Annotated in this window: 25 protein-coding genes and 2 pseudogenes; 15 read left to right on the forward strand and 12 right to left on the reverse strand. The window is 60.3% G+C overall.

The window, feature by feature from the left end; all coding sequences use genetic code 11:
- Nucleotides 1–18: 18 nt before the first annotated feature.
- The 9 genes from WN982_RS01170 (at nucleotide 19) to WN982_RS01210 (ending at nucleotide 9,578) form a co-directional block, all read left to right on the forward strand.
- Complete coding sequence (locus WN982_RS01170; protein ID WP_341314039.1) at nucleotides 19–942, forward strand: intradiol ring-cleavage dioxygenase; 924 nt, start codon at nucleotides 19–21, stop codon at nucleotides 940–942.
- A 75-nt stretch (nucleotides 943–1,017) separates the two neighbouring features.
- Nucleotides 1,018–1,899, forward strand: coding sequence for a sugar phosphate isomerase/epimerase (locus WN982_RS01175; protein ID WP_341314040.1), 882 nt, complete (start codon nucleotides 1,018–1,020; stop codon nucleotides 1,897–1,899).
- A 41-nt stretch (nucleotides 1,900–1,940) separates the two neighbouring features.
- Entirely contained in the window at nucleotides 1,941–2,933 is a 993-nt protein-coding gene (gene iolG, locus WN982_RS01180) for an inositol 2-dehydrogenase (protein ID WP_341314041.1), read from the forward strand.
- Between the two features lie 24 nt (nucleotides 2,934–2,957).
- Nucleotides 2,958–4,046, forward strand: coding sequence for a Gfo/Idh/MocA family oxidoreductase (locus WN982_RS01185; RefSeq protein ID WP_341314042.1), 1,089 nt, complete (start codon nucleotides 2,958–2,960; stop codon nucleotides 4,044–4,046).
- 96 nt (nucleotides 4,047–4,142) lie between these two features.
- Nucleotides 4,143–5,213: a multiple monosaccharide ABC transporter substrate-binding protein gene (gene chvE, locus WN982_RS01190; RefSeq protein WP_341314043.1), complete on the forward strand. Its 1,071-nt coding sequence runs from the start codon at nucleotides 4,143–4,145 to the stop codon at nucleotides 5,211–5,213.
- 91 nt (nucleotides 5,214–5,304) lie between these two features.
- On the forward strand, nucleotides 5,305–6,834 hold the full coding sequence (mmsA, locus tag WN982_RS01195) for a multiple monosaccharide ABC transporter ATP-binding protein (protein ID WP_341314044.1): 1,530 nt from the start codon (nucleotides 5,305–5,307) through the stop codon (nucleotides 6,832–6,834).
- Nucleotide 6,835: 1 nt separating this feature from the next.
- Complete coding sequence (mmsB, locus tag WN982_RS01200) at nucleotides 6,836–8,044, forward strand: multiple monosaccharide ABC transporter permease (protein WP_341314045.1); 1,209 nt, start codon at nucleotides 6,836–6,838, stop codon at nucleotides 8,042–8,044.
- Between the two features lie 152 nt (nucleotides 8,045–8,196).
- The gene (locus tag WN982_RS01205) at nucleotides 8,197–8,493 is read left to right on the forward strand and encodes a Dabb family protein (RefSeq protein WP_341314046.1); all 297 of its coding nucleotides are present in this window, start codon (nucleotides 8,197–8,199) and stop codon (nucleotides 8,491–8,493) included.
- Between the two features lie 23 nt (nucleotides 8,494–8,516).
- Entirely contained in the window at nucleotides 8,517–9,578 is a 1,062-nt protein-coding gene (locus WN982_RS01210; RefSeq protein WP_341314047.1) for a maleylacetate reductase, read from the forward strand.
- A 378-nt stretch (nucleotides 9,579–9,956) separates the two neighbouring features.
- On the opposite strand, the pseudogene WN982_RS01215 reads toward WN982_RS01210, so the two are convergent.
- The 6 genes and pseudogenes from WN982_RS01215 to WN982_RS01240 all read right to left on the reverse strand — a co-directional run bounded on the left by WN982_RS01215 (nucleotide 9,957) and on the right by WN982_RS01240 (nucleotide 14,273).
- Nucleotides 9,957–10,401: pseudogene (locus WN982_RS01215) on the reverse strand (type II 3-dehydroquinate dehydratase).
- A 19-nt stretch (nucleotides 10,402–10,420) separates the two neighbouring features.
- Complete coding sequence (aroE, locus tag WN982_RS01220; RefSeq protein ID WP_341314048.1) at nucleotides 10,421–11,254, reverse strand: shikimate dehydrogenase; 834 nt, start codon at nucleotides 11,252–11,254, stop codon at nucleotides 10,421–10,423.
- Nucleotides 11,254–12,474: a CoA transferase gene (locus WN982_RS01225; protein WP_341314049.1), complete on the reverse strand. Its 1,221-nt coding sequence runs from the start codon at nucleotides 12,472–12,474 to the stop codon at nucleotides 11,254–11,256. Before WN982_RS01225 ends, aroE begins: the two co-directional genes overlap by 1 nt.
- Entirely contained in the window at nucleotides 12,474–12,932 is a 459-nt protein-coding gene (locus WN982_RS01230; RefSeq protein ID WP_341314050.1) for a MaoC family dehydratase, read from the reverse strand. The genes WN982_RS01225 and WN982_RS01230 overlap by 1 nt, the downstream gene beginning before the upstream one ends.
- Before the next feature lies 1 nt (nucleotide 12,933).
- On the reverse strand, nucleotides 12,934–13,326 hold the full coding sequence (locus WN982_RS01235) for a VOC family protein (protein ID WP_341314051.1): 393 nt from the start codon (nucleotides 13,324–13,326) through the stop codon (nucleotides 12,934–12,936).
- A complete protein-coding gene (locus WN982_RS01240; RefSeq protein WP_341314052.1) occupies nucleotides 13,323–14,273 on the reverse strand; it encodes a 2-dehydropantoate 2-reductase in 951 nt (316 codons plus the stop codon). The genes WN982_RS01235 and WN982_RS01240 overlap by 4 nt, the downstream gene beginning before the upstream one ends.
- Before the next feature lie 95 nt (nucleotides 14,274–14,368).
- Between WN982_RS01240 and WN982_RS01245 the strand changes: the two genes are divergently transcribed.
- Nucleotides 14,369–15,274, forward strand: coding sequence for a LysR family transcriptional regulator (locus tag WN982_RS01245; protein WP_341314053.1), 906 nt, complete (start codon nucleotides 14,369–14,371; stop codon nucleotides 15,272–15,274).
- A 76-nt stretch (nucleotides 15,275–15,350) separates the two neighbouring features.
- Here the strand turns inward: WN982_RS01245 and WN982_RS01250 are convergent, their stop codons facing one another.
- Nucleotides 15,351–15,620, reverse strand: coding sequence for a LysR substrate-binding domain-containing protein (locus WN982_RS01250; RefSeq protein ID WP_341314054.1), 270 nt, complete (start codon nucleotides 15,618–15,620; stop codon nucleotides 15,351–15,353).
- A gap of 59 nt (nucleotides 15,621–15,679) precedes the next feature.
- On the opposite strand from WN982_RS01250, the gene WN982_RS01255 reads away from it, so the two are divergent.
- Nucleotides 15,680–15,892 carry a hypothetical protein gene (locus tag WN982_RS01255; protein ID WP_341314055.1) on the forward strand — a complete coding sequence of 71 codons (213 nt, stop codon included), beginning with the start codon at nucleotides 15,680–15,682 and terminating at the stop codon, nucleotides 15,890–15,892.
- A gap of 304 nt (nucleotides 15,893–16,196) precedes the next feature.
- Here WN982_RS01255 and chrA read toward each other — a convergent pair whose 3' ends face one another.
- The 3 genes from chrA to WN982_RS01270 form a co-directional block, all read right to left on the reverse strand.
- Nucleotides 16,197–17,549, reverse strand: coding sequence for a chromate efflux transporter (gene chrA / locus WN982_RS01260; RefSeq protein ID WP_341315688.1), 1,353 nt, complete (start codon nucleotides 17,547–17,549; stop codon nucleotides 16,197–16,199).
- A gap of 130 nt (nucleotides 17,550–17,679) precedes the next feature.
- The gene (locus WN982_RS01265) at nucleotides 17,680–17,940 is read right to left on the reverse strand and encodes a DUF6723 family protein (RefSeq protein WP_341314056.1); all 261 of its coding nucleotides are present in this window, start codon (nucleotides 17,938–17,940) and stop codon (nucleotides 17,680–17,682) included.
- A gap of 159 nt (nucleotides 17,941–18,099) precedes the next feature.
- Nucleotides 18,100–18,747 carry a glutathione S-transferase family protein gene (locus tag WN982_RS01270; RefSeq protein ID WP_341314057.1) on the reverse strand — a complete coding sequence of 216 codons (648 nt, stop codon included), beginning with the start codon at nucleotides 18,745–18,747 and terminating at the stop codon, nucleotides 18,100–18,102.
- Between the two features lie 118 nt (nucleotides 18,748–18,865).
- On the opposite strand from WN982_RS01270, the gene WN982_RS01275 reads away from it, so the two are divergent.
- The 4 genes from WN982_RS01275 to WN982_RS01290 all read left to right on the forward strand — a co-directional run bounded on the left by WN982_RS01275 (nucleotide 18,866) and on the right by WN982_RS01290 (nucleotide 22,804).
- On the forward strand, nucleotides 18,866–19,831 hold the full coding sequence (locus tag WN982_RS01275; RefSeq protein ID WP_341314058.1) for a YafY family protein: 966 nt from the start codon (nucleotides 18,866–18,868) through the stop codon (nucleotides 19,829–19,831).
- A 418-nt stretch (nucleotides 19,832–20,249) separates the two neighbouring features.
- Nucleotides 20,250–20,900: a transglycosylase SLT domain-containing protein gene (locus WN982_RS01280; RefSeq protein ID WP_341314059.1), complete on the forward strand. Its 651-nt coding sequence runs from the start codon at nucleotides 20,250–20,252 to the stop codon at nucleotides 20,898–20,900.
- 177 nt (nucleotides 20,901–21,077) lie between these two features.
- Nucleotides 21,078–21,761 (forward strand): DUF2242 domain-containing protein, encoded by a 684-nt coding sequence (locus tag WN982_RS01285; protein ID WP_341314060.1) that lies wholly within the window; start codon nucleotides 21,078–21,080, stop codon nucleotides 21,759–21,761.
- A gap of 791 nt (nucleotides 21,762–22,552) precedes the next feature.
- Nucleotides 22,553–22,804: a hypothetical protein gene (locus tag WN982_RS01290; protein ID WP_341314061.1), complete on the forward strand. Its 252-nt coding sequence runs from the start codon at nucleotides 22,553–22,555 to the stop codon at nucleotides 22,802–22,804.
- Between the two features lie 36 nt (nucleotides 22,805–22,840).
- Here the strand turns inward: WN982_RS01290 and WN982_RS01295 are convergent.
- A pseudogene (locus tag WN982_RS01295) lies at nucleotides 22,841–22,979 on the reverse strand (RtcB family protein); the annotation flags it as partial.
- Nucleotides 22,980–23,063: 84 nt separating this feature from the next.
- Nucleotides 23,064–23,993, reverse strand: coding sequence for a DMT family transporter (locus tag WN982_RS01300; protein ID WP_341314062.1), 930 nt, complete (start codon nucleotides 23,991–23,993; stop codon nucleotides 23,064–23,066).
- Between the last annotated feature and the right edge of the window lie 83 nt (nucleotides 23,994–24,076).

Genomic DNA, 24,076 nt, shown 5'->3' on the forward strand with positions numbered 1-24,076 from the left:
CATTGAAGGAGACGCCTGATGCAACATGCAGCACCCTCTGTTTCGCCATCCTCGTCACCATATTTCGATGAAGCGCGCTCGGCCGACGTCGTCAACGCTCGCATGGGGCAGAATGCCGACGAGCGGCTGCGGCAGGTCATGACGATTCTAGTCAAGCATCTGCATGCGGCGGTAAAGGAGATCGAGCCGACGCACGAAGAGTGGTTTGCCGCCATCCGCTTCCTGACTGAAACCGGTCAGATGTGCACTGACTGGCGACAGGAGTACATCTTGCTGTCGGACATCCTCGGTGTCTCGATGCTCGTCGACGCCATCAACCATCGCCGGCCGAGCGGGGCGACACCCAATACGATTCTCGGCCCGTTCTACGTTGCGAATTCGCCCGAGTATGAGAACGGCGCGAACATCTGCCTGGACGGAAAGGGTGAACCTCTGGTCGTTGCAGGACATGTGACGGACATCGAGGGCACACCTATCCCGAACGCGAAGCTGGAGGTCTGGCAGACCAATGACGATGGCTTCTACGACGTCCAGCAAAAGGGGGTTCAGCCGGAATCGAATCTGCGAGGCGCATTTACCTCGGATGCAGAGGGTCGGTACTGGTTCAAGTCCGTCAAGCCGCGCCACTATCCGATTCCGTCGGACGGGCCGGTCGGAAAACTCCTCGGTGCAATGGGACGCCACCCGAACCGTGCGGCACATCTGCATTTCATCGTGACCGCGCAGGGCTACGACCCCGTTATTACTCACATCTTCACGCCTGATTGCCCGTATCTCCCCGAGGACGCGGTGTTCGGCGTCAAGCGTGAGCTGATTGCCGAATTCAACAAGATTGACGACCCGGAAGCTGCTAAGCGCGTCGGGTTCTCATCACCGTTTTGGTCAGTGTCGTGGGACTTCACTCTCGCGACGTCCACTAAGCCCACGCGGCAAATCCCGTAATCGTTTGGCACGCGGGAGCGTGTGCTGTCGACGAACTGATGAAATTGATTAAGCTGACAAACAGGACTACTGTATATGAGCGCGAAAAACATTGAACTGCTGGCTGCGTATTGGACCCTTGCCGGCGACGTCTATCCGTGTGGGCCAGTCGAAATCAGTCCGTTCCCGCTGCGAGACCGTTGCGAAGCGGCATCGCGTGCTGGCTGGAGCGGCGTCGGCCTCATCCTCGATGACCTCGAGTACAGCATCGAAAAATACGGGCTCTCCGGCGTCAAGAATATTCTGGACGACACGGGCATGAAGTACTTCGAGCTCGAAATTCTCATGGACTGGTATCTCGATGGCGAGGTGCGGGCCAAATCGGACAGCTTCCGTCGCCGTGTCATCGAACTGGGCGGCGAACTTGGTATGCGCAATCTGAAAATCGGCGCGAACCCCTTCGACGAAAGCCCAGCCGACTTTGCGCGCATGAACGACGAATTCGCGAAACTTTGCGACGACGTGGCGACGGTTGGCGCGACGGTCGCAATCGAATTTATGCCTTTTTCTCCCATCCGGAACATCGGGGAAGCGCTGAAGATTGCTGAAGGCGCCGGCCGACCCAACGGTGGCCTGATGGTTGACCACTGGCACGTAGCACGCGGTGGCAGCCCCTATAGCGAGGTCGCCCGAATCCCAGCGCGCTTCATCAAGGGGGTAGAGCTGGATGACGTAGGCGCGCAGGTCAGAGGAACGCTGTTTGAGGATTCGAGCTTTAACCGGCAGCTTTGTGGCGAAGGTGCAGGCGACTGTCCCGCCTTTATTGATGCCCTGCAACGAGCGGGCTGCACGCTTCCTTACTACGGCGTGGAACTCATCTCCGAGTCGCACCGGAAGTTGCCCCTCGACCAGATGGCGAAGCGCGCCTACGACACCACCATCGCACAGTTCCCGGCAAAGAGCGCGGCTTCGGCCTGAGGCTTTCGACCTTAAACCACAAAGTACTTCTGGAGACTCACATGATTCGTATCGCTGTACTCGGCGCTGGCCGGATTGGCCGTATTCACGCTGGCAACGTCGCCGCAAGCCCGAACGCGAAGCTGGTTGTCGTCGCTGATCCGTTTGAGAAGGCTGCCACCTCGCTCGCTGAACGACTCGGCTGCGAAGCGTCGACGGATTGCTCGGCTGTCCTCGAGCGTAGCGACATCGATGCCGTGGTCATCGGCACGCCGACAGACACTCACATCACATTCATGTTGCAGGCCGTGGCGCGGGGTAAGGCCGTGTTGTGCGAAAAGCCGATCGACCTGGACATGGAGAAATCAATCGCGGCGGCCAAGGAAGTTGAGCGCCTCAACGGCCGTGTCATGCTCGCGTTCAACCGCCGCTTCGATCCGACGTCCCAGGCGTTTCGCAAGGCGATCGACGCAGGCGATGTCGGCGAAGTGCGCCAGGTGGTCATCTCCAGTCGCGATCCGGGCATGCCGCCTCGCGACTACGTCGAGCACTCCGGCGGGATCTTTCGCGACATGGTGATTCACGATCTGGATATGGCCCGCTGGCTGCTGGGAGAAGAGCCAGTCGAAGTCATGGCAATCGCGAGCCGGCTTGTCGACCCGTCGCTGGAAGAACTCACCGATTTTGACACGGTCATGGTGCAGCTTCGCACTGCGTCGGGAAAGCAATGCCACATCAACTGCTGCCGCGAGGCTGTGTACGGCTACGACCAGCGCATGGAAGTGTCCGGCTCCAAGGGCATGCTCCTGCAGGAGAACCTTCGGCCTTCGACGATCCGTCGCTGGACGAAGGAGGCAACCGATGTCCGCGAACCTCTCCTCAACTTCTTCCTCGAGCGGTATGAAGCGGCGTACAAGGCTGAGCTCGAAGCGTTTGTCGAGGCACTGCGTACGAACACACCTCTGCCGACATCGGTGCAGGACGGCCTCAAGGCATTGCGCCTGGCTGACTGCGCATTCGAGTCCGCGGTGTCGGGGAAATCGGTCAAGGTGTAACGGGTAATCAGGAGGAGACAAGACATGACGCGAAAGATTGGTGCCAACGAAACGGTTGGCGTTGCGTGCCTCGGCATTACTCACCCGCACACATCCGGTCGGGTCAAGGCAATCCAGCGTCGGTCCGACGCAAAGATGCTCGGTGCGTGGGACACCAGTCCGCTGCTTGAGCCGTTCGTGGATGCGCTCGGCCTCGAAGCCCGCACAAAGGACGACATTCTCGCCGACGACAACGTGCACGTCGTACTCGTGCACTCGAAGAGCGAGAAGATGGCCGACCTGACCATCGAAGCACTTGAGGCCGGCAAGTCCGTGCTGTGCGAAAAACCTGCGGGCCGCAGTTCCGCGGACGCCAAACGCATCGTCGAAGCGGTCGAGCGTACGGGCGGCCTCGTGCAGGTCGGCTACTGCTGGCGTTTCGCTCCGTCGGTTGACGCCATGCAGGCGGCGCTGAAGAGCGGCCGCCTCGGGAAGGTGGTCCAGGTGCGTGCTCACGGCGGCTGCTCACATGATGAGGCGGGAACGGCTCATATGACCCAGCCGGGCGACATCGGCGGTGCCGTGTTTGTGATTGGCTGTCACCTCGTCGACCGCATTCTCCTGCATTTTGGCCTGCCGCGATCTGTCAATGCCCGTATCACGAAGTTCCCGAACTTCCACGGCGACGAGTCTCGCGAGGATGCCGCGGGCGCCGTGCTGAACTACGAAGACAAGATCGTAGTCATCGACTTCATGTCGTGGGACGTGCTGCCCTGGACGGAAAGCTGGGATATCACGGCGTACGGCACCGAAGGCATCATGTCTTCCCGTTCGCTGCCGTCGAGCTACAAGATCTACGACGCGGGCAAGGGTGCCTATCCGGAAGGATGGACCGAATGGCAGGAAACGAGCTTCCCCGAAATCTGGGCCACGAAGAAGACCGAATATTCGCCCGACATTGCCGAAATCGGGAACCCGGTCTACTTCGACCGCGAATCGAATGCATTCTTCGACGCGCTTCGCAACGGCACGCCGTCGGTCGTTCCCGCCACACAGGCGTGCAACATCAGCCGCGTCATCGAGGCGATGTTCGCTTCGTCGAAGCAGGCCGGTGCAGAGATCTTTATCGAGTAGGAAGGTGAGCGGCCGGCCTCGTTTCGGGGCCAGCCATTAAGAACTGACTAAGGAAAGTCAGAAGTAAATTATGTAATCCTTATTAGGAGACAAACGATGAACATCGTCAAGAACGTCGCGGTGGCCGTGGCTGCCTCGATTGCACTGTCTGCGGTTTCCGTATCCGCTTACGCGCAGGACAAGGGAGTCATTGGGATTTCCCTGCCCGACAAGACAGAATCGCGCTGGATCACCGATGGCAAAAGCATGGTCGACGCGCTGAAGGCGAAGGGCTATTCCGCCGATCTCCAGTACGCCAACTATGACGTGCCGACTCAGGTCAACCAGGTTGAGAACATGCTTGCCAAGGGGGTCAAGGCGCTCGTGATTGCGCCGATCGACGGGAAGACCTTTTCCGACGCTCTGGCACTGGCGCAAAAAAATCATATCAAGGTCATCTCGTACGATCGCCTGATCAGCCAGACGAAGGACGTCGACTACTACGCCACGTTCGACAACTACGGCGTGGGTGTCCTGCAGGGCCAGAGCATCGTTGCCGCCTGGCAGAAGAAGGGCAGCAAGACGCCTTTCAACATTGAGGTCTTCGGCGGCTCTTCGGACGATAACAACGCGCATATGGTCTACGCCGGCGGGATGTCGGTACTCAAGCCGTATATCGATAGCGGGAAGTTCGTCGTTCGCAGCAAGCAGGTGCCGTTCGATAAAGTCGCCACCCGCAACTGGGATGGCGCCACGGCCCAGTCCCGCATGGACAATCTGCTGAGCGCCTTCTACGGCAACAACCGGCTCGATGCCGTGTGGACGCCGAACGACGCCATCGCGATCGGTGTGATTTCTTCGCTCAAGGGTGTCGGCTACGGTTCGGCGCAACAGCCGATGCCGATTGTCACGGGACAGGATGCGGATCTGCAGAACGTCAAGGGAATCATTCGCGGCGACCAGACGACGACCGTGTTCAAGGATACGCGCAAGCTGGCTAGCATCACGGCCGATATCGTGGACGATGCGCTGACCGGAAAGGCCGTGCCTGTGAACGACACGAAGAGTTACAACAACGGCGCGAAGATCGTCCCGACCTATCTCGTGAAGCCCATCCTCGTCGACAAGGACAACTGGCAGCCGGAACTCGTCACTAGCGGGTATTACACGCAGGCGCAGTTGAAGTAACGAAGTTCCAGCCTTCGTGGGCGCCGGCGTGCACTTGCCGCCGGCGCTACACAGACACGTATTGCACGTGACCGATCCGAGGAATACGACGATGGAAACCATTCTGGAGATGAACGAAATTCAGAAAAGCTTTGGCGCCGTCAAAGCCCTGAATAACGTCAATCTTAAAGTCCGTAAAGGCGAGATTCATGCCATATGCGGCGAGAACGGCGCGGGCAAGTCGACGCTGATGAAGATCCTGAGCGGCGTCTATCCGCACGGCTCTTACGCGGGTAAGGTGGTCTACGACGGTGAAGATCGCGCGTTCTCGGACATCGCCGACAGCGAGGAGGTGGGGATCATCATCATCCATCAGGAACTCGCACTCGTCCCCATGCTCTCGATTACTGAGAACATCTTCCTGGGTAACGAACAGTCTAAGCGTGGCGTCATCGACTGGCAGGGCTCGCGGTCCAAGGCGAAGGAACTGCTGGCGAAGGTCGGTCTGACTGACTCCCCCGATACCCCCGTAGGCACACTCGGTATCGGCAAACAGCAGCTTGTCGAAATCGCCAAGGCATTGTCGAAAGAGGTCCGTCTGTTGATCCTCGACGAGCCTACGGCAAGCCTCAACGAAAAGGATAGCGACACGCTGCTCAATCTCCTGCTGGAGTTGAAGTCGCGTGGAGTGACGTCCATCATCATTTCGCACAAGCTCAACGAGATTTCACGTGTTGCCGATGGCATAACGGTCATCCGCGATGGCTCGACTGTCGATGCGCTCGACTGCAAGGTCGGGGGTGTGAGCGAGGACCGCATCATCAAGGCCATGGTCGGCCGTGAGATGTCCGACCGTTATCCGAAGCGTGTGCCGAATATCGGCGACGTGATTTTCGAAGTCAGGGACTGGCGGGCACAGCATCCGACCCAGCGGGAGCGCGCCGTTATCAAGGGTGTCAATCTGAAGGCGCGAAAGGGCGAAATCGTCGGTATCGCCGGCCTTATGGGTTCCGGACGCACCGAGTTTGCCATGAGTGTTTTTGGTGGAGCGTACGGCCAGGACATATCCGGGACCGTGCTCATGCACGGAAAGCCGGTAGACGTTTCGACGGTACAGAAGGCGATCAAGGCAGGCCTCGCGTATGTGACCGAAGACCGCAAAGGAAACGGCCTCGTCCTTGACGACAACATCCAGCGAAACATTACATTGGCGAACCTCGCCGGCGTGTCGAAACTCGGCGTGATCAACGAACACGAAGAAATAATGGTCGCGGCTGATTTCCTGAAGAAGCTCCGTATCCGCGCTCAGGGGGGAACACATGTCGTCGCCAATCTGTCCGGCGGCAATCAGCAGAAAGTGGTGCTGAGCAAGTGGCTGTTCTCGGGACCGGAAGTGCTCATTCTGGATGAGCCCACGCGCGGGATTGATGTCGGAGCGAAATACGAGATTTACAGCATCATCAATCAGGCGGTTGAAGCGGGTAAGTGCGTGGTCTTGATTTCTTCGGAAATGCCGGAGCTTCTTGGCATGTGCGACCGCGTTTATGTCATGAACGAAGGCCGCTTCGTCGGCGAGTTCACCGCGGAGGAAGTCTCGCAGGAGAAGATCATGCGGGCAATCATGCGAAATGGAGGTATCTGAAATGCGTAAGGCACTCTCGCCGGCGGCGCCGCAGGACGCCGGAGTTAAAAATAGCGAATTCGTTCAGGTGTTCAAGCGGGCCGCCAGTGAATACGGGCTGCTGATTTCGCTCATCGTCATCATGGCATTCTTTCAGGTGTCGACGAGCGGCGTGTTGATGCAGCCGCTCAATCTGACGAATCTCGTGCTTCAGAACAGTTACATCGTCATCATGGCCCTCGGCATGCTGATGGTGATCGTTGCTGGCCACATCGATCTGTCGGTCGGTTCGACCGCGGGGTTGGTGGGCGCACTCGCAGCGGTGCTGATGGTGCAGTTCAATGTCAACTACGTGCTGGCCACCGTCATCTGTATCGTCACCGGCGCGCTGATCGGAGCCATCCAGGGTTACTGGATCGCGTTCTGGCGGATGCCATCGTTCATCGTCACGCTGGCGGGCATGCTGGTATTTCGGGGGCTGACGAACCTCGTGTTGCAGGGGCAGTCCATTGGGCCGTTCCCAGACGCTTTCGCCGCGGTCAGTTCCGGCTTCATTCCCGACGTCTTTCACGGGCAGAATCTGCACATCACGTCGATCCTGCTTGGAATTCTGGTGGGCGTGCTCTTCTTCGTGATTGAACTTCGACACCGCGCGAGCGCAACGAAATACGGTATGGGTAGCGGGTCGTTTTCGATGTTCGTCGCGAAGAACGTCATTCTCACCGGCCTGATTGTCTTCCTCTGCTACATCCTTGCGTCGTATCGCGGCCTGCCGACAGTTCTCGTCATCATGGGAGTGCTGATTGGCGTCTATACGTTCGTCATGAATCGCACCACCGTGGGCCGCCGTATCTACGCGGTGGGTGGCAACGCGAAAGCCGCGAGGTTGTCTGGAGTCAGTGTTCCGGCCATCAGTTTTATGACCTTCGTGAATATGGGTGTTCTGGCGGCATTGGCCGGCCTCATCTTCGCTGCCCGCTTGAATAGCGGCACACCGAAAGCAGGAACGGGCTTTGAACTCGATGTAATCGCTGCATGCTTCATCGGCGGTGCGTCTGCTTCGGGCGGCGTCGGGAAGGTGGTGGGTGCGGTAGTAGGTGCCTTCATTATGGGCGTGATGAATAACGGAATGTCCATTATGGGTATCGGCGTTGACTATCAGCAGGTGATCAAGGGAGTGGTGTTGCTCGCGGCTGTGTTTGTTGACGTGTACAACAAGAACAAGGCCTGAGCTTCGGATTCCGGACGTGCAGCCGGATGGCGCGGACGAGAAGCGGCCAAATTCAACGGCAGAGTGCCCGGCAGACCCAGGCGAAGCGGCTATCGATAAGAGCGCCCAAGCGGATGGATCGCGCGTGCATCAGTAGTCAACACGGAATCGACATGATTAAACACATCGTTATGTGGGATGTTCGCGGTGAGACGCCCGAGCAAAAGAAGGAAACGGCTCGACTGGTGAAAGGCGCCTTCGAAAGTCTGATCGGGAAAATCCCCGGACTAACGAAGCTCGAAGTCGGCATGGACGTGAGCGGGGTCGATTACGCCTGTGACGTTGTGCTCTACACCGAGTTTGAGGATCCGGAATCGCTGGAGGCATACGCGTCTCATCCTGAGCATCTGCGCGTCAAGCAGGTCATTGGGGACAGCCGTATCGCCCGGCATCAGGTCGATTACGTTTGAGCCGGTGAACGATAGAGAATCCTATGTACGAATTTACCTATACGACGCCTGCCTCGCGGGTAGTGTTCGGCGCCGGCAGCATGAAGCTCATCCAGCAGGAAGTCGAGACGCTGGGCGCTCGCAGGGCGCTGGTTCTGTGCACCCCGGAGCAGAGAGCGCAGGCCGAGGTCATATCGTCCCTTCTCGGTCCGTCGAGTGCCGGAGTCTTTGATGGAGCGCGGATGCATGTTCCTATCGAAAACGCCCGCCGGGCGCGCGAATACGCAAAGGTGGTGGGCGCGGATTGTGCGGTGGCCATTGGCGGAGGTTCGACGATTGGTCTCGGCAAGGCCATCGCGCTTGAATCGTCCCTGCCGATTATCGCCATTCCGACGACCTACGCGGGTTCGGAAATGACTCCGATCTACGGCATAACTGAGAATGGACTCAAGCAGACGGGTCGTGACCCAAAGGTTCTTCCCAAAACGGTCCTTTACGATCCGGAACTGTCGGTTGGATTGCCGGCTCATCTCTCGTTCGTGAGCGGCCTGAATGCAATTGCACATGCTGCAGAGGGCTTGTATGCAAAGGATGGAAACCCGGTCATGTCGTTGATGGCTGAAGAGGGAATCCGCGCGCTCGCCAATGGTCTGCGCGGCGTGAAGAAGAGCAGCAGGGACAAGACGGCGCGTAGCGATTGCCTCTATGGCGCGTGGCTTTGTGGCATGGTTCTCGGCAATGTCGGGATGGCGCTCCATCACAAGCTCTGCCACACACTTGGCGGGACGTTCAACCTTCCGCACGCGGAGACACACGCCATTGTTCTTCCACATGCACTCGCCTACAACAGTATCGTGGCGGCGGAGGCAATGACACGAATTGCGCGTGCACTTGATGCGGAGTCTGCCGCAGATGGTTTGTATGACCTGAGTCAGGAGCTCGGTGTGCCCCGGGGGCTGAGTGAGATCGGGCTACTTGAAAGCGACCTGGATCGTGCGTGCGAGGTCGCGATGTCCAATCCCTACTGGAACCCGCGTTCGGTAGAAGGAACGCCGCTTAGGGCATTGCTCCAGCGCGCCTGGGAAGGAAGCCGGCCGCGTCCTTGATGAACGCGCTGCTGATCTGCCTGGCCCCCATTTTTATGCACCCACGCGACCGACTGGAAAACGCCGGGCTAGAGACGTTCAGCAACATATCGGGACGGTCCGAAACGGGGCGGAGAACGAAACCGCTCGCGCGGTAGGGGGCTCCGGCCAATTCCGGTCATACGCCTGAAAGCGACCGTGGGCAATCGAACGGCCGCTCCGGACTTTCATAGCGGCCGTTCGAGCGCACCGCCGCTGTGGTGGCGTATCTGTGTTGGGGCGGCAGGTCGAATCGTGGCTGACTAAAAAGACGTCAAACAAAAGAGCATTGGTGAAAGCCGCACTAACGCCAATTCGTGCTGATGCCGGCTTTGGCTCGGAGCCAGATTGCCGATTGCTTCACTTATGTTTGTTCTGAGCAACTGCGGCTCGCAAGGCCAGCAGATAGCTCTCAACCCCGAAGCCGCAGATTTGCCCATCGACGATCTCGGCGAATACCGAGTGATGTCGGAACGGCTCCCGGGCGTGAATGTTGGACATGTGCAGTTCGACAACCGGGCAGGTGAGAATAGCCAGCGCATCGCGTATGCCGTAGCTGTAGTGTGTCCACGCCCCCGGCGTTGATCAGCACGGCGCCGCAGCGCTCCTCGAAGGCCATGTGAATGCGCTCGCACATTGCCCCTTCACTATTCGTCTGGAACGATTCCACCTGCACGCCAAGCTCGAAGCCGAGAGCCTGCAGCCGGGCATCGATTTCGGCCAGTGTGATCGTTCCGTACTGCACTGGGTCGCGCTTGCCAAACATATTGTGGCTGATACCGTGAAGCATCAGGACCGTTTTCATTTGTCACTCCGTTGCATTTTCAATCGAGCGGCACCGTGAGCCGGTCGATCACGGCACGAGTCTGAGGCCGCACGCCGCGCCACCACGCGAACGCTTCTGCCGCTTGCTCCACCAGCATGCCGACACCGTCCGCGACACCCAGCACACCCGCATTGCGCGCGAGTCTCAGGAAGGGCGTCAGCCGCTTGCCGTAGGCGAGTTCGTAAGCCGCGCCTGTGGGACTGAAAACACTTGGTGGAACCGGCGGCAGATCGCCGGTGAGACTGGCCGACGTCGCGTTGACCACCAGGTCGAACTGTCCCATCGCCTCAAGATTGCCGTAGCCGCAGGCGGCAAGCGGCCCGCTCGTGGCGACCTGGTCGACCAGCGCCCGAACCTTCGCGATATCCCTGTTGACGACGACCAGTTCAGCGGGTCGCGCGGCAAGGAAGGGCAGTAATGCGCCACGCACTGCACCACCCGCGCCGAGGACCAGCACACGCTTGCCGGCCATCGGCAGGTTCAGGTTCACTTCGATGTCGCGTAACAGGCCGACGCCATCGAAGTTCTCGGCGATGATCCGGCCGTCCTTAAAGCCCAACGCGTTAGCGGCACCCGCCAGTGCGGCGCGCTCGCTGCGCTCGTCGGCCATCGCGAACGCCTTCAGCTTGAATGGCGCGGTCACGTTCATGCCTTTGCCGCCCGCTGCGATGAATGCGCGCACGGTATCGGCGAACGCGTCCTGCGGCTCCAGCGGACCCTCGATCGCCGTATAGGACATGTCCTGCTGCGACTCTTCTGCAAAGAGCCCGTGGATCAGCGGAGATTTCGTGTGTCCGATCGGGTTGCCGATCACTGCGTACTGGTCGCTCATCACGGCCTCACCGTTGAATACAACACGCCATCGGTTTGCATCGCGTCGATTTCGGCCGCGCCGAAGCCCAGCGATTGCGCCACTTCCGCGTTGTGCTGACCGAGATCGGGCGCGACCTCGCGGACCGTCGTATCGCAGTCCGAGAAGCGAAAGGGCAAATTCGGCAGACGCAACTTGCCGTAGCGCGGATGCTCCTGCTCGACCACCATGCCGCGTGCGACGATCTGCGGATCGGCCAGCACCTCGTCGATGCGCTGCACCTTCGCGCAAGGCACGTCGATGCTATCCAGCAGCTCGAGCACCTGCGCGACCGGTCGGCTTGCGACCCAAGGCTTCACGACGGACAGAATGTCCAACCGGTTCGTATTGCGTCCCGCGAGGGTGTGAAAGCGGGTGTCGGTTCCGAAATCAGCCGGCCCTCCATGAGCCTCGACCAGTGCGGCGAAGCGCTTCCACGCGTCGTCCACCTGCGCTGCGATCACGAGGTCGCCGTCGGCGGCACGGAACACGCCGTAGAGCGTCGACGTGGGCATGTCGTGACCGGTTTGCTCCGGCACGATGCCTTGCATCGTGTAGCACTGCACCGCGTATTCGTGCATCGACACCAGCGTGTCGTACAGCGCCATATCGATGTGCTGGCCCCGGCCGCTCTTCACGCGACCGAGCAGCGCGGCATTGATCGCCGCCACTGCGTGAATGCCGGTGTACATATCGCCGAGCGAGATGCGCATCAGCGGCGGCGGTTCGCCGGGAGTGCCGATCATCTGCATGATCCCGCTCTTTGCTTCGGCAATCAGGCCGAAACCTGCACGATGCGCGTCGGGGCCCGTATGGCCGTAAGCTGATATCGAGCAGTAGACCAGTTTCGAATTGCGCGCAGCCAGTTCGTCATAACCGAGCCCGAGTTTGTTGAGTGCACCGGGCCGGTAGTTCTCGACGAATACGTCTGCCGAGTCGCACAGGCGCTGCATGAATTCCTTGCCGCGCGGGTCGCGCATGTTGACGCTGACGCCGCGCTTGCCCATGTTGAGCTGCAGGAAATAGCCGCTCTGCTCGTCATCGAGCACCGTGGCGTGCTGACGCCCGGCATCGCCGCTGCCGGGGCGCTCGACCTTGATGACTTCGGCTCCGAGCGCCGCGAGACAGCGCCCAACATACGGGCCGGCCAGAAAATGGCTGTAGTCGACGACGCGAATACCTTCGAGAGGACGTGCTTGCATCAGAAGGCTCCTGGTCGGCGCGGCACCATCAGGCGATGCTCACCATGCTGGACGACCTGGCCGGCCTGATTGATCAGCTCGGACGGCAACACGACGATGCCCCAGCCGGGGCGGCTCTTGCTCGCGCGCATCGCACCTACACGGAATTTCACGTGCAGCACGTCGTTGACCTTGATCGGCAGGTTGAAGTCCCACGTCCAGCCGAGCGACATCCCCGGAACGAAACAGTAGTCACTTTGAGTCTTGAGCCCATCTGCGATAGACAAGCCGAACAGCCCGTGTGCGACGATCGAGCCGAAGTGGCTCGCGTTCGCGTATTCCTCATCCACGTGCACCGGTGTGTGATCGCCAGTGAGGTCGGCGTAGGCCAGAATGCGCTCTTTGGTCACCGTGTAGTTCGGGCTCACGCACTCGTCACCCTCGCGTGCATCGTCCCAGTACTTATCGACGATCGTCATCTCAAACCTCCGCGCGTGGGTTGATCGCCAGTGCCGTTGCAACGCACGAGGCGGGCTTCGCCTGGATCAGTTCGACGGCGAGGCCGTCCGGCAAGCGAATCCAGTTGCGTCCCTGCGGCATTTCGCTGACTTCATACTGCTGCGCGGCAGCCAGCGCGGCTTCCATGTCTTCACACATCACGCCGAGATGGGCAAGCCGGCCTTCGGGACTTTCGTAGTTCGGGTTATGGATGAATTGCAGACCGCCAAGTGTCCAGTACTGCCGGGGCTCCTCGCGGGTGCCGTCCACCTCGCGCATGGTCATGCCGAGGACGTCTTCGAAAAAACGGATGTGCCAGCGAATGTCTTTCACCCAGATGGCGACATGCTCCAGATAGGCCTTGGTGGTGTTCATGCGGTTGTCTCCTTGCGTTGTCGGTCGGTCATGGCGCGCTCGATGCCCTTGATGCACGCCACCAGCGTCGCGTTGACGGGCGTCGGCACGCCGTGCCGTTGTCCCCAGCGCACGACCGCGCCGTTGATAAAGTCGATCTCGGTGATGGAGCCTTTTTCGAGGCTTTGCAGCATCGAGGTCTTGAAGGCAGGGGAAAGTCCTTCGCCGGCGAGGGTCCACGGCCGTTCGGGATCGGTGGTGGAGAGCGTTACGCCTGCCGCGTGGGCGACCGCGATCGCTTCGGCGACCGCTGCGAGCGCCGCCGTCTTCAGAAGCGGCTCGTCGTAAAGCTGCCCGTAGGTCAGGCCGGTGGTGCCCGTCAGTGCGCCTGTCGCGACATTGACCAGCAGCTTGTCCCACATCGTGCCGACGATGTTGTCGCTGACCGTGGTGGCCAGCCCGGCGGCATTGAAGGTTTCGGCGATTGCCGTCACGCGGGAGGTGATCCGGCCGTCGAGTTCGCCGATGTAAGTCGCCTTGCCTGCGACGCCGGACTCGATGTGCCCCGGATTGCGCATCACGCCGCCGACGTAGGTCTTGCCGGCCAGTACGCGTTCGCGACCCACGATGTCCGCGAGCACATCTTCGTGCCCGAGGCCGTTCTGCAACGACAGGACCAGCGTGTCTGGTCCGATCAGTTCGAGTGCACTGCGCATCGCAGCATCGGTATGAAATGACTTGACCAGCACAACTACCAGATCGACGACGCCGGCCTCGGCGGCGCGCGTCGTGGCCTGAACCTTCACGCGACGTGAGCCACTCGCATTGTCCACCCTCAGACCATCACGCCGCATGGCCTCCACGTGTGCCGCCGAACGGTTCAACAACCAGACGTCGTTGCCGCCTTCGGTCAGCGCTGCGCCAATGGCGCAGCCCAGAGCACCCGCACCCAGAATCGCAATCTTCACTGTCGTCTCCCTAATCCGGAGAACAAGATACGATTCGGTACTCATGTCGGCAATGCAATGGATACAATGGCGTCATTGCGCCAGACAATATCGCTATGAACCCCGCAGAACTCCCCGATCTGAAGCTATTGCAGCTTTTCGATCTTCTCTACGATGTCCGCAGCGTCACGCGAGTGGCGGAGCAGCTCGGACAGAGTCAGCCCACGATCAGCATCTGGCTGGGGCGTTTGCGGGAGCATCTGCAGGACCCGCTGTTCATACGAACACCGGGCGGCATGGCGCCGACGCCGCAAGCCGATGCGCTGATCGGGCCGTGCCGGGAGATTCTCGAATCGCTGCGACGCTTCGCTGCCTGGGAGATCGAGTTCGATCCAGCCACCGCGAAACGGCGGTTCCGCATCTGCATGACCGACGCCAGCCACATCACGCTGCTTCCGCGAATGCTGGCGCACGTGCGCGCGCAGGCACCGGGCATCCGTCTGGAGGCGGCGAGGATCGACGGCAATACCGAACGGGCGCTTGAATCCGGTGAGGCGGACCTTGCGATCGGTCACGTACCTTGGCTCGGCGGCGGGATTTACCAGCAGCAGTTGTACACGCAGGACTGGGTGTGTCTGATGAATAAGCATCATCCGCGCGTGCGCGGAAAGCTCGGGTTAAAGCAGTACCGCGCGGAAGGGCATGTGGTCATCGCGGCGGGGACCGGGGCGCAACTGCTGGAGCAAGCGCTCGTGCGCGAGCAGGTTGAGCGGGACGTAGTGCTCGAGCTGCCGGGTTTTCTCGGGCTGGGGGCAATCATCCAGACGACCGACCTGATCGCCACGCTGCCGCGGCATATCGGCGAGACGCTGGCGAAGGTGAATGACCTGTCGGTGCATCCGTGTCCGATACCCGTGGAGGGATTTGCGGTACGGCAGCACTGGCACGCCCGCTATCATCACGAAGCAGGAAATCGCTGGCTGCGCGATCTGGTAGCTCAGCTATTCAGCAGTTTGCGGTGACGTCTCACGAGACTGCGGTTGTCGTGGCGTCCTGGGAGGCTCTGCCTTATTGCCATGCGGAAAACAGGTCTCGCACTCACGTCTTCCACAACGCGAACTCCCCTTGCGCGAGTTCCTGTTTGAGAAAGTCGACGCAGACGCGCACCTTGGCCGACTGCGCCGAGCGTGCCGCCGACATCGCCCATACGTCGGCCGGCTGCTCCCACGCCGGCAGCACGCGTTCGAGTCCCTCGGCGAGCGCCTGTGCCACGTACGAGTGCCCGACCATCACGATGCCGTGGCCGTCGCGCGCCCAGCGCAGCACGACGTCGCTGTGGTTCGACGCCAGCGATCCCGTGACCTTCACCGGGGCTCTGGGCGGTCCAGCCTATCTTCTGGTCGCTGCTCACCAACTATCTTGGCGGCATGGCGGTCGTATCCGGCGTCGCGATGGTGAACACGATCGGCAACATCGGCAACTTCGTCTCGCCGAACGTGAAGGCATGGGCGGACGCGAGCTTCGGTTCGAGCGTGGCGGGGCTAATGCTGCTGAGCGGTGTCGTCGTGCTCGCGGCGCTGCTTTTCATCGGCGCGCGCCGCTCTTCGCAACCGGCTGTCGTGGAAGCCGTTCACCCCTGAGGCGTAGCAACGCGGTGAGGAGGTTGGACTAAGGTAAACGAATTTACCGGTGCTCATGCCGCGTAACCTACTGATTTATATAGCCCAGTTTTCACAAACATATTTGTATGCGATCACGCATCATGATGCGAAAACGGTCATCTGTGGGTGGCCGTTTTTTTGCGGTTTACCGCATGGAGGTTCGTACCCGCTCGGGTACGAGCAGCGCTTCGGTGCGACCCTACATGGCGACCGGCGCTTTGGCGCTGGACTGCATTTCAGGCAAAGTGGCTTGTCCGCAGACGGAGCCGCTCAATCCGCCCCCTCAAAAACCAACCAACCGCAGCGCAAGGCCAACAACTCCACACGCCACCACAACCGGTATTACGCCGACCTTGAAGCGAAACAACGCGACGCCTGCAGCCAACCCTATAAGCAGCGATGGCCACTCAAAGCCGCCTTGCATCCCGTGCGGCCACAACACGTGAATGGCGAAGAACGCGGCAAGATTTACGATAACGCCAACCACGGCGGCAGTGATAGCCGTCAGCGGCGCAGTGAATTTCAGGTTGCCGTGAGTTGTCTCGATGAACGGGCCGCCGAGGAAAATGAACAGGAAAGACGGCAGGAACGTAAAAAACGTCACGACGATCGACGCGACGACGGCGGATGCAAAAACGGCGTGCGGCCCGAACACAGCCTGTGTCCATCCGCCAACGAACCCGACGAAGGAGACAACCATGATGAGCGGCCCCGGCGTCGTCTCGCCGAGCGCCAGGCCATCTATCATCTGAAGTCCGCTCAACCAGTGGTAATGATCGACGGCTCCCTGGTAGACGTACGGCAGTACTGCGTATGCGCCACCGAAGGTTAGCAAGGCGGCTTTCGTGAAAAACCAGGCCATTTGCGTAAGCGTTCCGGACCAGCCGTACATGAACGTAAGGGTCGCGATGGCCGTGAGCCATATGAGCACGAAGACAGCAAGCACGGCAGTGAAACGCTTCCACGTGAACAGCGCATGTCGCGGAGTGGGTGTGTCATCGTCGAGGATGGCTGGACCAAACGCCTTGTCGCCGTCCTGGTGCACGCCGCCAACGGCGAATTTCGCTGGAGCGTACCTGCCGCCAAAGTGACCGATGACGCCGGCGACCAGGACGATGAGGGGAAACGGGACGTTGGCCGCGAAGATAGCGAGAAAGGCGGCGGCGGCGATTGCATACAGCCACGCGTTCTTCAGTGCGCGAGAGCCGATCCTGTATGCGGCGAAAACCACAATGGCCGTGACCGCCGGCTTGATGCCATACAGCACGCCTGCGACGGCTGGGACACTGCCAAAGGCCATGTAGACCCAGGAGAGTCCGATCAGGATGAACAGTGACGGAAGAACGAACAATCCCCCGGCAATCAGGCCGCCCCACGTGCGATGCATCAACCAGCCGATGTACGTGGCGAGTTGCTGCGCCTCCGGCCCGGGGAGAACCATGCAATAGTTCAACGCGTGCAAAAAGCGCTTTTCGGAAATCCAGCGTTTTCGCTCGACCAGGTCCTGATGCATGATGGCAATCTGCCCGGCCGGACCTCCGAAGCTGATCAAACCAAGCTTCAGCCAATACCACAATGCCTGGGCGAAGGTCACTGACTCGACCGACTTGACCGCTTCGGCACGGTGGTTGTTCATTTCATTTTCCGACGTGAGTCGACTTGGCGCGGCCGCATTCCAGACAACCGCAGCAGATAAGCCAGGTTTGCGCAGACAAGTCATCCGTTGCTCGTTCGGTGACCAACGAAATCCAATGCCGCTTCAGCGTCTACAACTCCGGACGCGCCAGATCGCTGCTCACGATATGTTCGCCATACACTTGCGCCGCCGCGACCGCTTCGAGCCTGGTCGCGAACGGCCCGAGTTCCGGCGCGCCGTCGAAGGGGAACAGCACACGGCCATCGGTGGTTCGAACCACTTTCAACACGCCGAAGAAGCGCCGGTAGCCAGCCAGTTTCGACGTCGCCGAAACTTCAAAGTCGTCCTCGGACGTCGCGGGTACGCTGGGAATAAATGCGGTCTTGCTCATACCTGAAAACATCTCTTGTTCGATGGGGCAGCACCTGCCCGGAAGGCGAGCGCTTCACCCGGTTGTCCCGGGGAAGGCACTTCACCGATGGCGTTCATTGTCTCAAATCTCAGCGGATTCAACCCGATACGTAACAAGCCGGGCGCACCGCGCAACGCATCACGAGCCCTTGAGTGCCGCCTCATGTTCAGCCGCGAGTGCCACGTCGATCTCGCTCACCTTTACGAAACTCGGCCGCGAGCAAATGCGCCTGGCGTATTCGAGCAATACCGGCGTTTCCGGCACCAGCTTGAACATCATCCCCCAATGCAGCGCGATGCCCCACAAGATATCCGCGGCGGAAATCCTGTCTCCGAGCAAATAGGGCGACGCTTGCAGCTGGCTGGCCACCGTCCCGATCATCGAATCGAAATCGCCGTAAGGTGAGGTGGCCAACGGCGCCGGTTCACGCTTCATTGCCTTGTCGACCAGCGCCGGCTCGTAGCACGCCGCGTAATACACCAGCCATCGAAGATAGGGCCCGCGCGACGGATCGTCGAACGCAGGTGCGAGGCCGGCTTCGGGAAACAGGTCGGCCAGATAGATAAAGATGGCGACCTGCTCCGTGACCAGCGCGTCACCGTGATAAATCGCCGGCACCTTGCCAAGCGGGTTGATCGCGAGATACGGCGCCTTGCGCTGCTCGCCGGCCTTCATGTTCAGCACCTTCAATTGATACGGGGCGTGGAGTTCTTCAAGCAGCGTGAGCGCGCTGACGGAGCGGCATTGCGGTGAATGGAACAGCGTGATCGTGCGGTCTGTGGTCATGGCGAGGCCCCTTGGTTAAACGTCTTAAGGAACGGCAACGGTGATACGGCACCGGATCCACCCATCCTAAGCGCCCATACCTGTCAGTTTGTGTCAGGTATGGCCTACACTTGTCCGCATGCGAGCCAGCCGCCTACTTTCCATCCTGATGACGTTACAAGCGCGCGGGCAGGTCACTGCCCAGTCGCTCGCCGACGAATGTGCGGTCTCGTTGCGCACCATCTATCGCGACATTGACGCGTTGAGCGCCGCAGGCGTGCCCGTGCATAGCGAGCGCGGCGCGGAAGGTGGCTACCGTTTGCTCGACGGCTACCGGACGCGGCTCAACGGTCTGTCGTCGCAAGAAGCCGAGGCGCTGTTCCTCGCCGGATTGCCGGGGCCGGTGCAAGCGCTGGGTCTCGGGGCGGTGATGGCGGGCGCGCAGACCAAGCTGCTCGCCGCGTTGCCCGTGGAACTGCGCTCGACCGCCGAGCGCATGCGCTCGCGTTTTCACCTCGACGCCCCCGCCTGGTTCTCCGATGCCGACCAGCCCGCGCATCTGCCGCTGATCGCCAACGCGGTCTGGGAGCAGCACCCGTTGCAAATTCGTTATCAAAGCTGGAAGGCCGAAAAGTTTCGCCGGATCGAACCGCTCGGCATCGTGCTGAAAAGCGGCGCGTGGTATGTGGTCGGGCGCGTAGATACGGATATCCGCATCTACCGCATCTCTCGCATTCGCGATTTGAGCGTTCTGGACGAAACCTTCGAGCGCCCGTCCACCTTCGATCTGGCGACGTTCTGGCAAGACAGCACGCAGCGTCTTTCCGAAGAGATGCATGCAAGCAAGGCGACGCTGCGCCTGTCGCCGTGGGGCATGAAAATGCTCGAAGCCTTCACGTCGCCATTCGCGTGCGCCGCGGCCACGATAAGCGAGCCGGATGCCGCGGACGGCTGGTGCACCGTCACGCTGCCGGTCGGCTCGGTGAGGCAAGCATGTGCAGAGTTGCTGCGCTTCGGCACCGAAGCCGAAGTGCTGGCGCCGCCCGAATTGCGCGCGCTGATGGCGGAGGTTGCTGCCGCCTTGCATCGTCGCTACGGGCAATGATGCCGCCGCGTGGCTTTCTCAACGGACGATACGCGGCACGCTTCAAGGACGTATTCGGTCAGAACATCTTCGCCGATCGCACCAGGGCGTTCACGCAAGCAATGTACGCGATCGAGCGCTTCGAACTCGAAGACCCGAGTTTTCACCCGTGCACAAACAAGTTCGATTACTACCGCGACGGAAAAGTGCAACTAACGGCACAAGATCTGCGACGCAAAAAGCAGGTGAGTGCACGGTGTGGTCCGAGCAGGATATCGACGATGTCGCCGCTTTCCTCACCACGCTGAATGACGATTACGTCCTGAAGGCCAAGCCGTTGAAGTGACACGCGCCAAAACACTGGCCGGTCCGCTTTGGTCAGACGAATTTTGGGGCAGCGCTATAATGCGCGAATCCTTTTCCTTCTCCGTCCTCCGTCATGAGCCGGTTACTTTGCCTGATCGTGCTTTCGATCGGCCTGATGCAAGCCGCAATGGCCGAGGAAAATACCGACCGCATGTCCGCGTATCTGACGCACAAGTTCGGTCTGACGAAGGACAAGGCTCAAAAGATTTCGGACGCGGTGCAATCCGCCGCTTCGAAGTATTCACTCCCGCCGGCACTGCTGCTGGCGATCATCTCGATCGAATCCCGCTTCAAGGAAAAGGCCAAGGGCGCCAACGGCGCAACCGGGCTGATGCAGGTCGTGCCGGGCGCCCACAGAGGGCTGCTGAGAAACGTCAAGGACCTCACCGAGCCGACCACCAACATCGAAGTCGGTTCGGCGATCCTGTACGGCTACATGCGCTCGGCCAATGGCGACCTGAGCGCGGCGCTCAAGAGCTACGGCGGGTCGCGAGCATACGCGCAGAAGGTGAGCTTGCGCGTCGAAGACTTCGCCGAAGTAGCCGGCTCGCAGGACGCGGCGCAGTACCCGGACGCGCTGGCCGGCGGGTGCGAGGCTCGTTCGGCCGATCGTTGTGCGGCGCCGGGCAACTGGGCCAACTCCTTTGCGATGCCGGCCGGCAACGCTGCAGGGGCGATCGGCGCGCCGGGGTTGTCGAACGGATTGCCAGCGGCGTCGAACTGAGCGCCTGCTTCTTTTCCCTTTTTCCATTTACGTTGCAGCGGACCTCGGCGCTGTAACGGGCGATCACGTCGTGTAAGGCGACGCGAGGCGCGGGCTGCACGCTTTTTACGCAGCTTGCGCAACGCGCTCTACAATGCATTTCCATTCGAGTTCACGTAGCGCCCCTTCCGATCGACCATGTTCACCTCGCTTTTCAAAACCACCACCGCCTCGCTGTTCGGGTTGCTCACGCTTGCGGCTTGCAGCAGCGCTCCGCAGCCGAAATTCCAGCAGGAATTGTTCGAAACGGGCGCGAGCCCTTACGCACGCAATTTCAACTCGAATACCACCGATACCTGCGAGGCTGCGCGCCGCGCTTTGCTGAGCCAGGGTTATCTCACGACCATGACGCGCACCGACACCGTCGACGGTACGAAGAATTTCCAGCCCACCGGAGATTCGCATGTCGTCGTGGAGTTTCATGTCGTCTGTACGCCGGGTGAAGAGGCGAGCGATACGAGCATCGTCTACGTGAACGCCGTGCAAAACGGCTTTGCTCTGAAGAAAAGCGATACGTCTGCGAGCGTTGGCCTGAGCGTGCTGGGATCGTTGTCGTTGCCGATCCGTTCGAACAGCGACGCGATGGTCAAGATTTCAAGCGAGACCATTCCGTCGGGCAAGTTCTACGACCGCTTCTTTGGACTCGTCGACCACTATCTGCAGACGGTGGTGCGTACTCAGCCCGTGACTAACATCCACGTCGAGGCGCGCATATTGCCGATGCCTGTCGAAGCCACGGTTCCTGCGCCCACTCCGGCGCTGCCCGATGCGGTGGGGCAGGCTGCTTCCGTACAACCTGCAAGCGGGAGCGCGGCGCCCTGATCACATCCGGCTGCGGCTGCGGCTGTGTCGTGGCTGCGCTCAGCGCTCGCTCAGCCTTTGATTTCAGCGTGCAGTGGTACTTGTCCTATGTCTTTTACTTCATACGTATATATATGTAGTAATAGTTAACAAGGGTTAACCCCTTCTGTGGATAAGTCTCAAATTCTCCGCCGTATCAACAGCATGCGAAGACGATAACGTTGCGGAACACGTCTGTAGAAAAACTACAAAGGTGGGATAACTTTAGCGGTGCTCGCGAACCGTCCCGCTTTATCAAGATTCCGCGCACAGGCTGTCCGACGCCCTATCCCGAAGTTATCCATAGGCATATGTGGATAACTCAAGCGCTTCGCAGCGCCTTAGCATGCCGCTTCCCACCGGCTTTTCATTCATACCATCCGCTCGCCACCGTACATACTTCGACGCCCGGATGCGCGCACATTGAAGGCGGACGGTACGAAGATTGCGTGTCTCTTTTTGCAAGCGCAACTGTTGCTATTTAGTCAAAACCATTTCAGCAACGGCCGATCCAGGCATAAAGTTAAAGTGTTTTCTGAAGTCATTGGTGCAGTGCGGGGGTGTGCGATGAAACGCAGAACAGCACGACAGCTAGTCCGTCTTCTTTCGGATATCAGACATGCCGCTCATTGCAGCACGCTGCGGGCGGCGGCGACCAACCGGGCCATAGCCCTCGCCTCCGCGGAACACGACGCGGACGCAGCCGGCGAGAGTGCTGAAAGCACCGAGGCCGTGCGCGAATCGCGTCGCGACAAACCGGCCCGGAGCGAATCATGAGATCCGCGAGCGAACAATCGCTGCGTTTCCTTGTCGAGAAATGGCTGGCGCCCGGACCGTCGAGTCCGGTTCACGTTACCGAATTCAGCCGTACCCGCTTGGGTGGCAGGCGTTATGTACGCGTCGAGGCGTCATCGGAAACCGGCTCGCGTGGTTTGTTTTTCTTTCGTCACGACGACGGCTGCTGGTGCGTGTTTCCACCCACCGCGGACATCCCAAAAATTTTCACCCAGCCGCGCGCGGCTTAGCGTCGAAGCGCGCGGAGAACGACCCGCGCGCTATCGCTATTCCAGTCCCCTCACGCACACCACTTGCCGCAGCGTGTGAACCACCTCGACAAGACTGCGCCGCCATCACCGCGTCGATGTCCTTGTAGGTCATCGGGATTTCGTCGATCACGTCTTCGTCCTTGCGGCATTCAACCGAACGATGCTGACCGCCTGCGTAAATATCTGGCCTGCTTCGGCGTGGAATGGGGCGACTGGCTACGCGTTCAATAGGCGTGACTCAGGAAGCATGAGGCAGCCGCTCGCGTCCGCGACGCCACGCCGGCATCACCTGACACACGATCAAACCCGTCAGCATGAGCGCGCATCCGAACAGCGCCCGCGCCGATAGCGTCTCGCCGAGCACGAGCCATCCCGCCAGCGCGGCGAACACACCTTCCATGCTGAAGATCACCGCGGCATGCGAGGGCGCCGCATGCTTCTGCGCGACCACCTGGATCGTATAAGCGACGCCGACTGACAACGCACCGCCATAAAGAATCGTCGGCGCGGCGCGCACGATCACCGCGAGACTGATCGGCTCGATCGCGAGCCCGACCAGCAGACACGCGATGCCGCAAGTCACGAACTGCACGAGCGCCAACATCAGCGGATCGTGCCGCGACGCGAAGCGGCCGACCAGCATCATCTGTACGGAAATCACCAGCGCGCCGGCGAGCTGATACCAGTCGCCGTACAGCATCGAAAACTGTTCGTTGACGCTCAGAAAATACATGCCGACCGCTGCGAGCGTCGCGCCGAGCCAGGTGCCGATTCCCGTGCGATGCCGAAACAGCACGCCCAGCAGCGGCACGATCACGACATACAGCGAACTGATGAAGCCGGCGTTGGCGACCTTGGTGTATTGCAGACCGATTTGCTGCAAGGAAATCGACGCGGACAGCGCGATGCCGAGCAGCACGCCGGCGCCGAACAATTCGCGTGCGCCGCCGGGTTCACGTTTGGACAACTCGTCGAGCGCGGAGCGTCGCACACAAACGATCATCGTCAGCACGACCAGCGCACCGAGCAAAAAGCGCAGGCCAGTAAACAGAAACGGCCCAATTGCATCCAGACTCAAGCGTTGCGCGACGAAGGCGGAGCCCCAGATCATCGCCGCGATCAGCATCAGCAGATTGGCGCGCAGGTGTTGGCGGGTGTCAGGTTTCAAAGGCAGTTTCTAAAGTCGGTTTTCAGGCTTCAAGCAAAGCCAAGGCTCATAGGTGGCGAAGCGCGTCTTGCAGCTATTCAGAT

The sequence above is a fragment of the Paraburkholderia sp. IMGN_8 genome (genome assembly GCF_038050405.1).
In the GTDB taxonomy this organism is placed as follows: Bacteria; Pseudomonadota; Gammaproteobacteria; order Burkholderiales; family Burkholderiaceae; genus Paraburkholderia.

What these genes read in the sequence shown, in the direction of transcription:
- WN982_RS01170 (WP_341314039.1), top strand. Translation starts at nt 19, where the DNA reads ATGCAACATGCAGCACCCTCTGTTTCGCCATCCTCGTCACCATATTTC.
- WN982_RS01175 (WP_341314040.1), top strand. Translation starts at nt 1,018, where the DNA reads ATGAGCGCGAAAAACATTGAACTGCTGGCTGCGTATTGGACCCTTGCC.
- iolG (WP_341314041.1), top strand. Translation starts at nt 1,941, where the DNA reads ATGATTCGTATCGCTGTACTCGGCGCTGGCCGGATTGGCCGTATTCAC.
- WN982_RS01185 (WP_341314042.1), top strand. Translation starts at nt 2,958, where the DNA reads ATGACGCGAAAGATTGGTGCCAACGAAACGGTTGGCGTTGCGTGCCTC.
- chvE (WP_341314043.1), top strand. Translation starts at nt 4,143, where the DNA reads ATGAACATCGTCAAGAACGTCGCGGTGGCCGTGGCTGCCTCGATTGCA.
- mmsA (WP_341314044.1), top strand. Translation starts at nt 5,305, where the DNA reads ATGGAAACCATTCTGGAGATGAACGAAATTCAGAAAAGCTTTGGCGCC.
- mmsB (WP_341314045.1), top strand. Translation starts at nt 6,836, where the DNA reads ATGCGTAAGGCACTCTCGCCGGCGGCGCCGCAGGACGCCGGAGTTAAA.
- WN982_RS01205 (WP_341314046.1), top strand. Translation starts at nt 8,197, where the DNA reads ATGATTAAACACATCGTTATGTGGGATGTTCGCGGTGAGACGCCCGAG.
- WN982_RS01210 (WP_341314047.1), top strand. Translation starts at nt 8,517, where the DNA reads ATGTACGAATTTACCTATACGACGCCTGCCTCGCGGGTAGTGTTCGGC.
- aroE (WP_341314048.1), bottom strand. Translation starts at nt 11,254, where the DNA reads ATGAGCGACCAGTACGCAGTGATCGGCAACCCGATCGGACACACGAAA.
- WN982_RS01225 (WP_341314049.1), bottom strand. Translation starts at nt 12,474, where the DNA reads ATGCAAGCACGTCCTCTCGAAGGTATTCGCGTCGTCGACTACAGCCAT.
- WN982_RS01230 (WP_341314050.1), bottom strand. Translation starts at nt 12,932, where the DNA reads ATGACGATCGTCGATAAGTACTGGGACGATGCACGCGAGGGTGACGAG.
- WN982_RS01235 (WP_341314051.1), bottom strand. Translation starts at nt 13,326, where the DNA reads ATGAACACCACCAAGGCCTATCTGGAGCATGTCGCCATCTGGGTGAAA.
- WN982_RS01245 (WP_341314053.1), top strand. Translation starts at nt 14,369, where the DNA reads ATGAACCCCGCAGAACTCCCCGATCTGAAGCTATTGCAGCTTTTCGAT.
- WN982_RS01255 (WP_341314055.1), top strand. Translation starts at nt 15,680, where the DNA reads ATGGCGGTCGTATCCGGCGTCGCGATGGTGAACACGATCGGCAACATC.
- chrA (WP_341315688.1), bottom strand. Translation starts at nt 17,549, where the DNA reads ATGAACAACCACCGTGCCGAAGCGGTCAAGTCGGTCGAGTCAGTGACC.
- WN982_RS01265 (WP_341314056.1), bottom strand. Translation starts at nt 17,940, where the DNA reads ATGAGCAAGACCGCATTTATTCCCAGCGTACCCGCGACGTCCGAGGAC.
- WN982_RS01270 (WP_341314057.1), bottom strand. Translation starts at nt 18,747, where the DNA reads ATGACCACAGACCGCACGATCACGCTGTTCCATTCACCGCAATGCCGC.
- WN982_RS01275 (WP_341314058.1), top strand. Translation starts at nt 18,866, where the DNA reads ATGCGAGCCAGCCGCCTACTTTCCATCCTGATGACGTTACAAGCGCGC.
- WN982_RS01280 (WP_341314059.1), top strand. Translation starts at nt 20,250, where the DNA reads ATGAGCCGGTTACTTTGCCTGATCGTGCTTTCGATCGGCCTGATGCAA.
- WN982_RS01285 (WP_341314060.1), top strand. Translation starts at nt 21,078, where the DNA reads ATGTTCACCTCGCTTTTCAAAACCACCACCGCCTCGCTGTTCGGGTTG.
- WN982_RS01290 (WP_341314061.1), top strand. Translation starts at nt 22,553, where the DNA reads ATGAGATCCGCGAGCGAACAATCGCTGCGTTTCCTTGTCGAGAAATGG.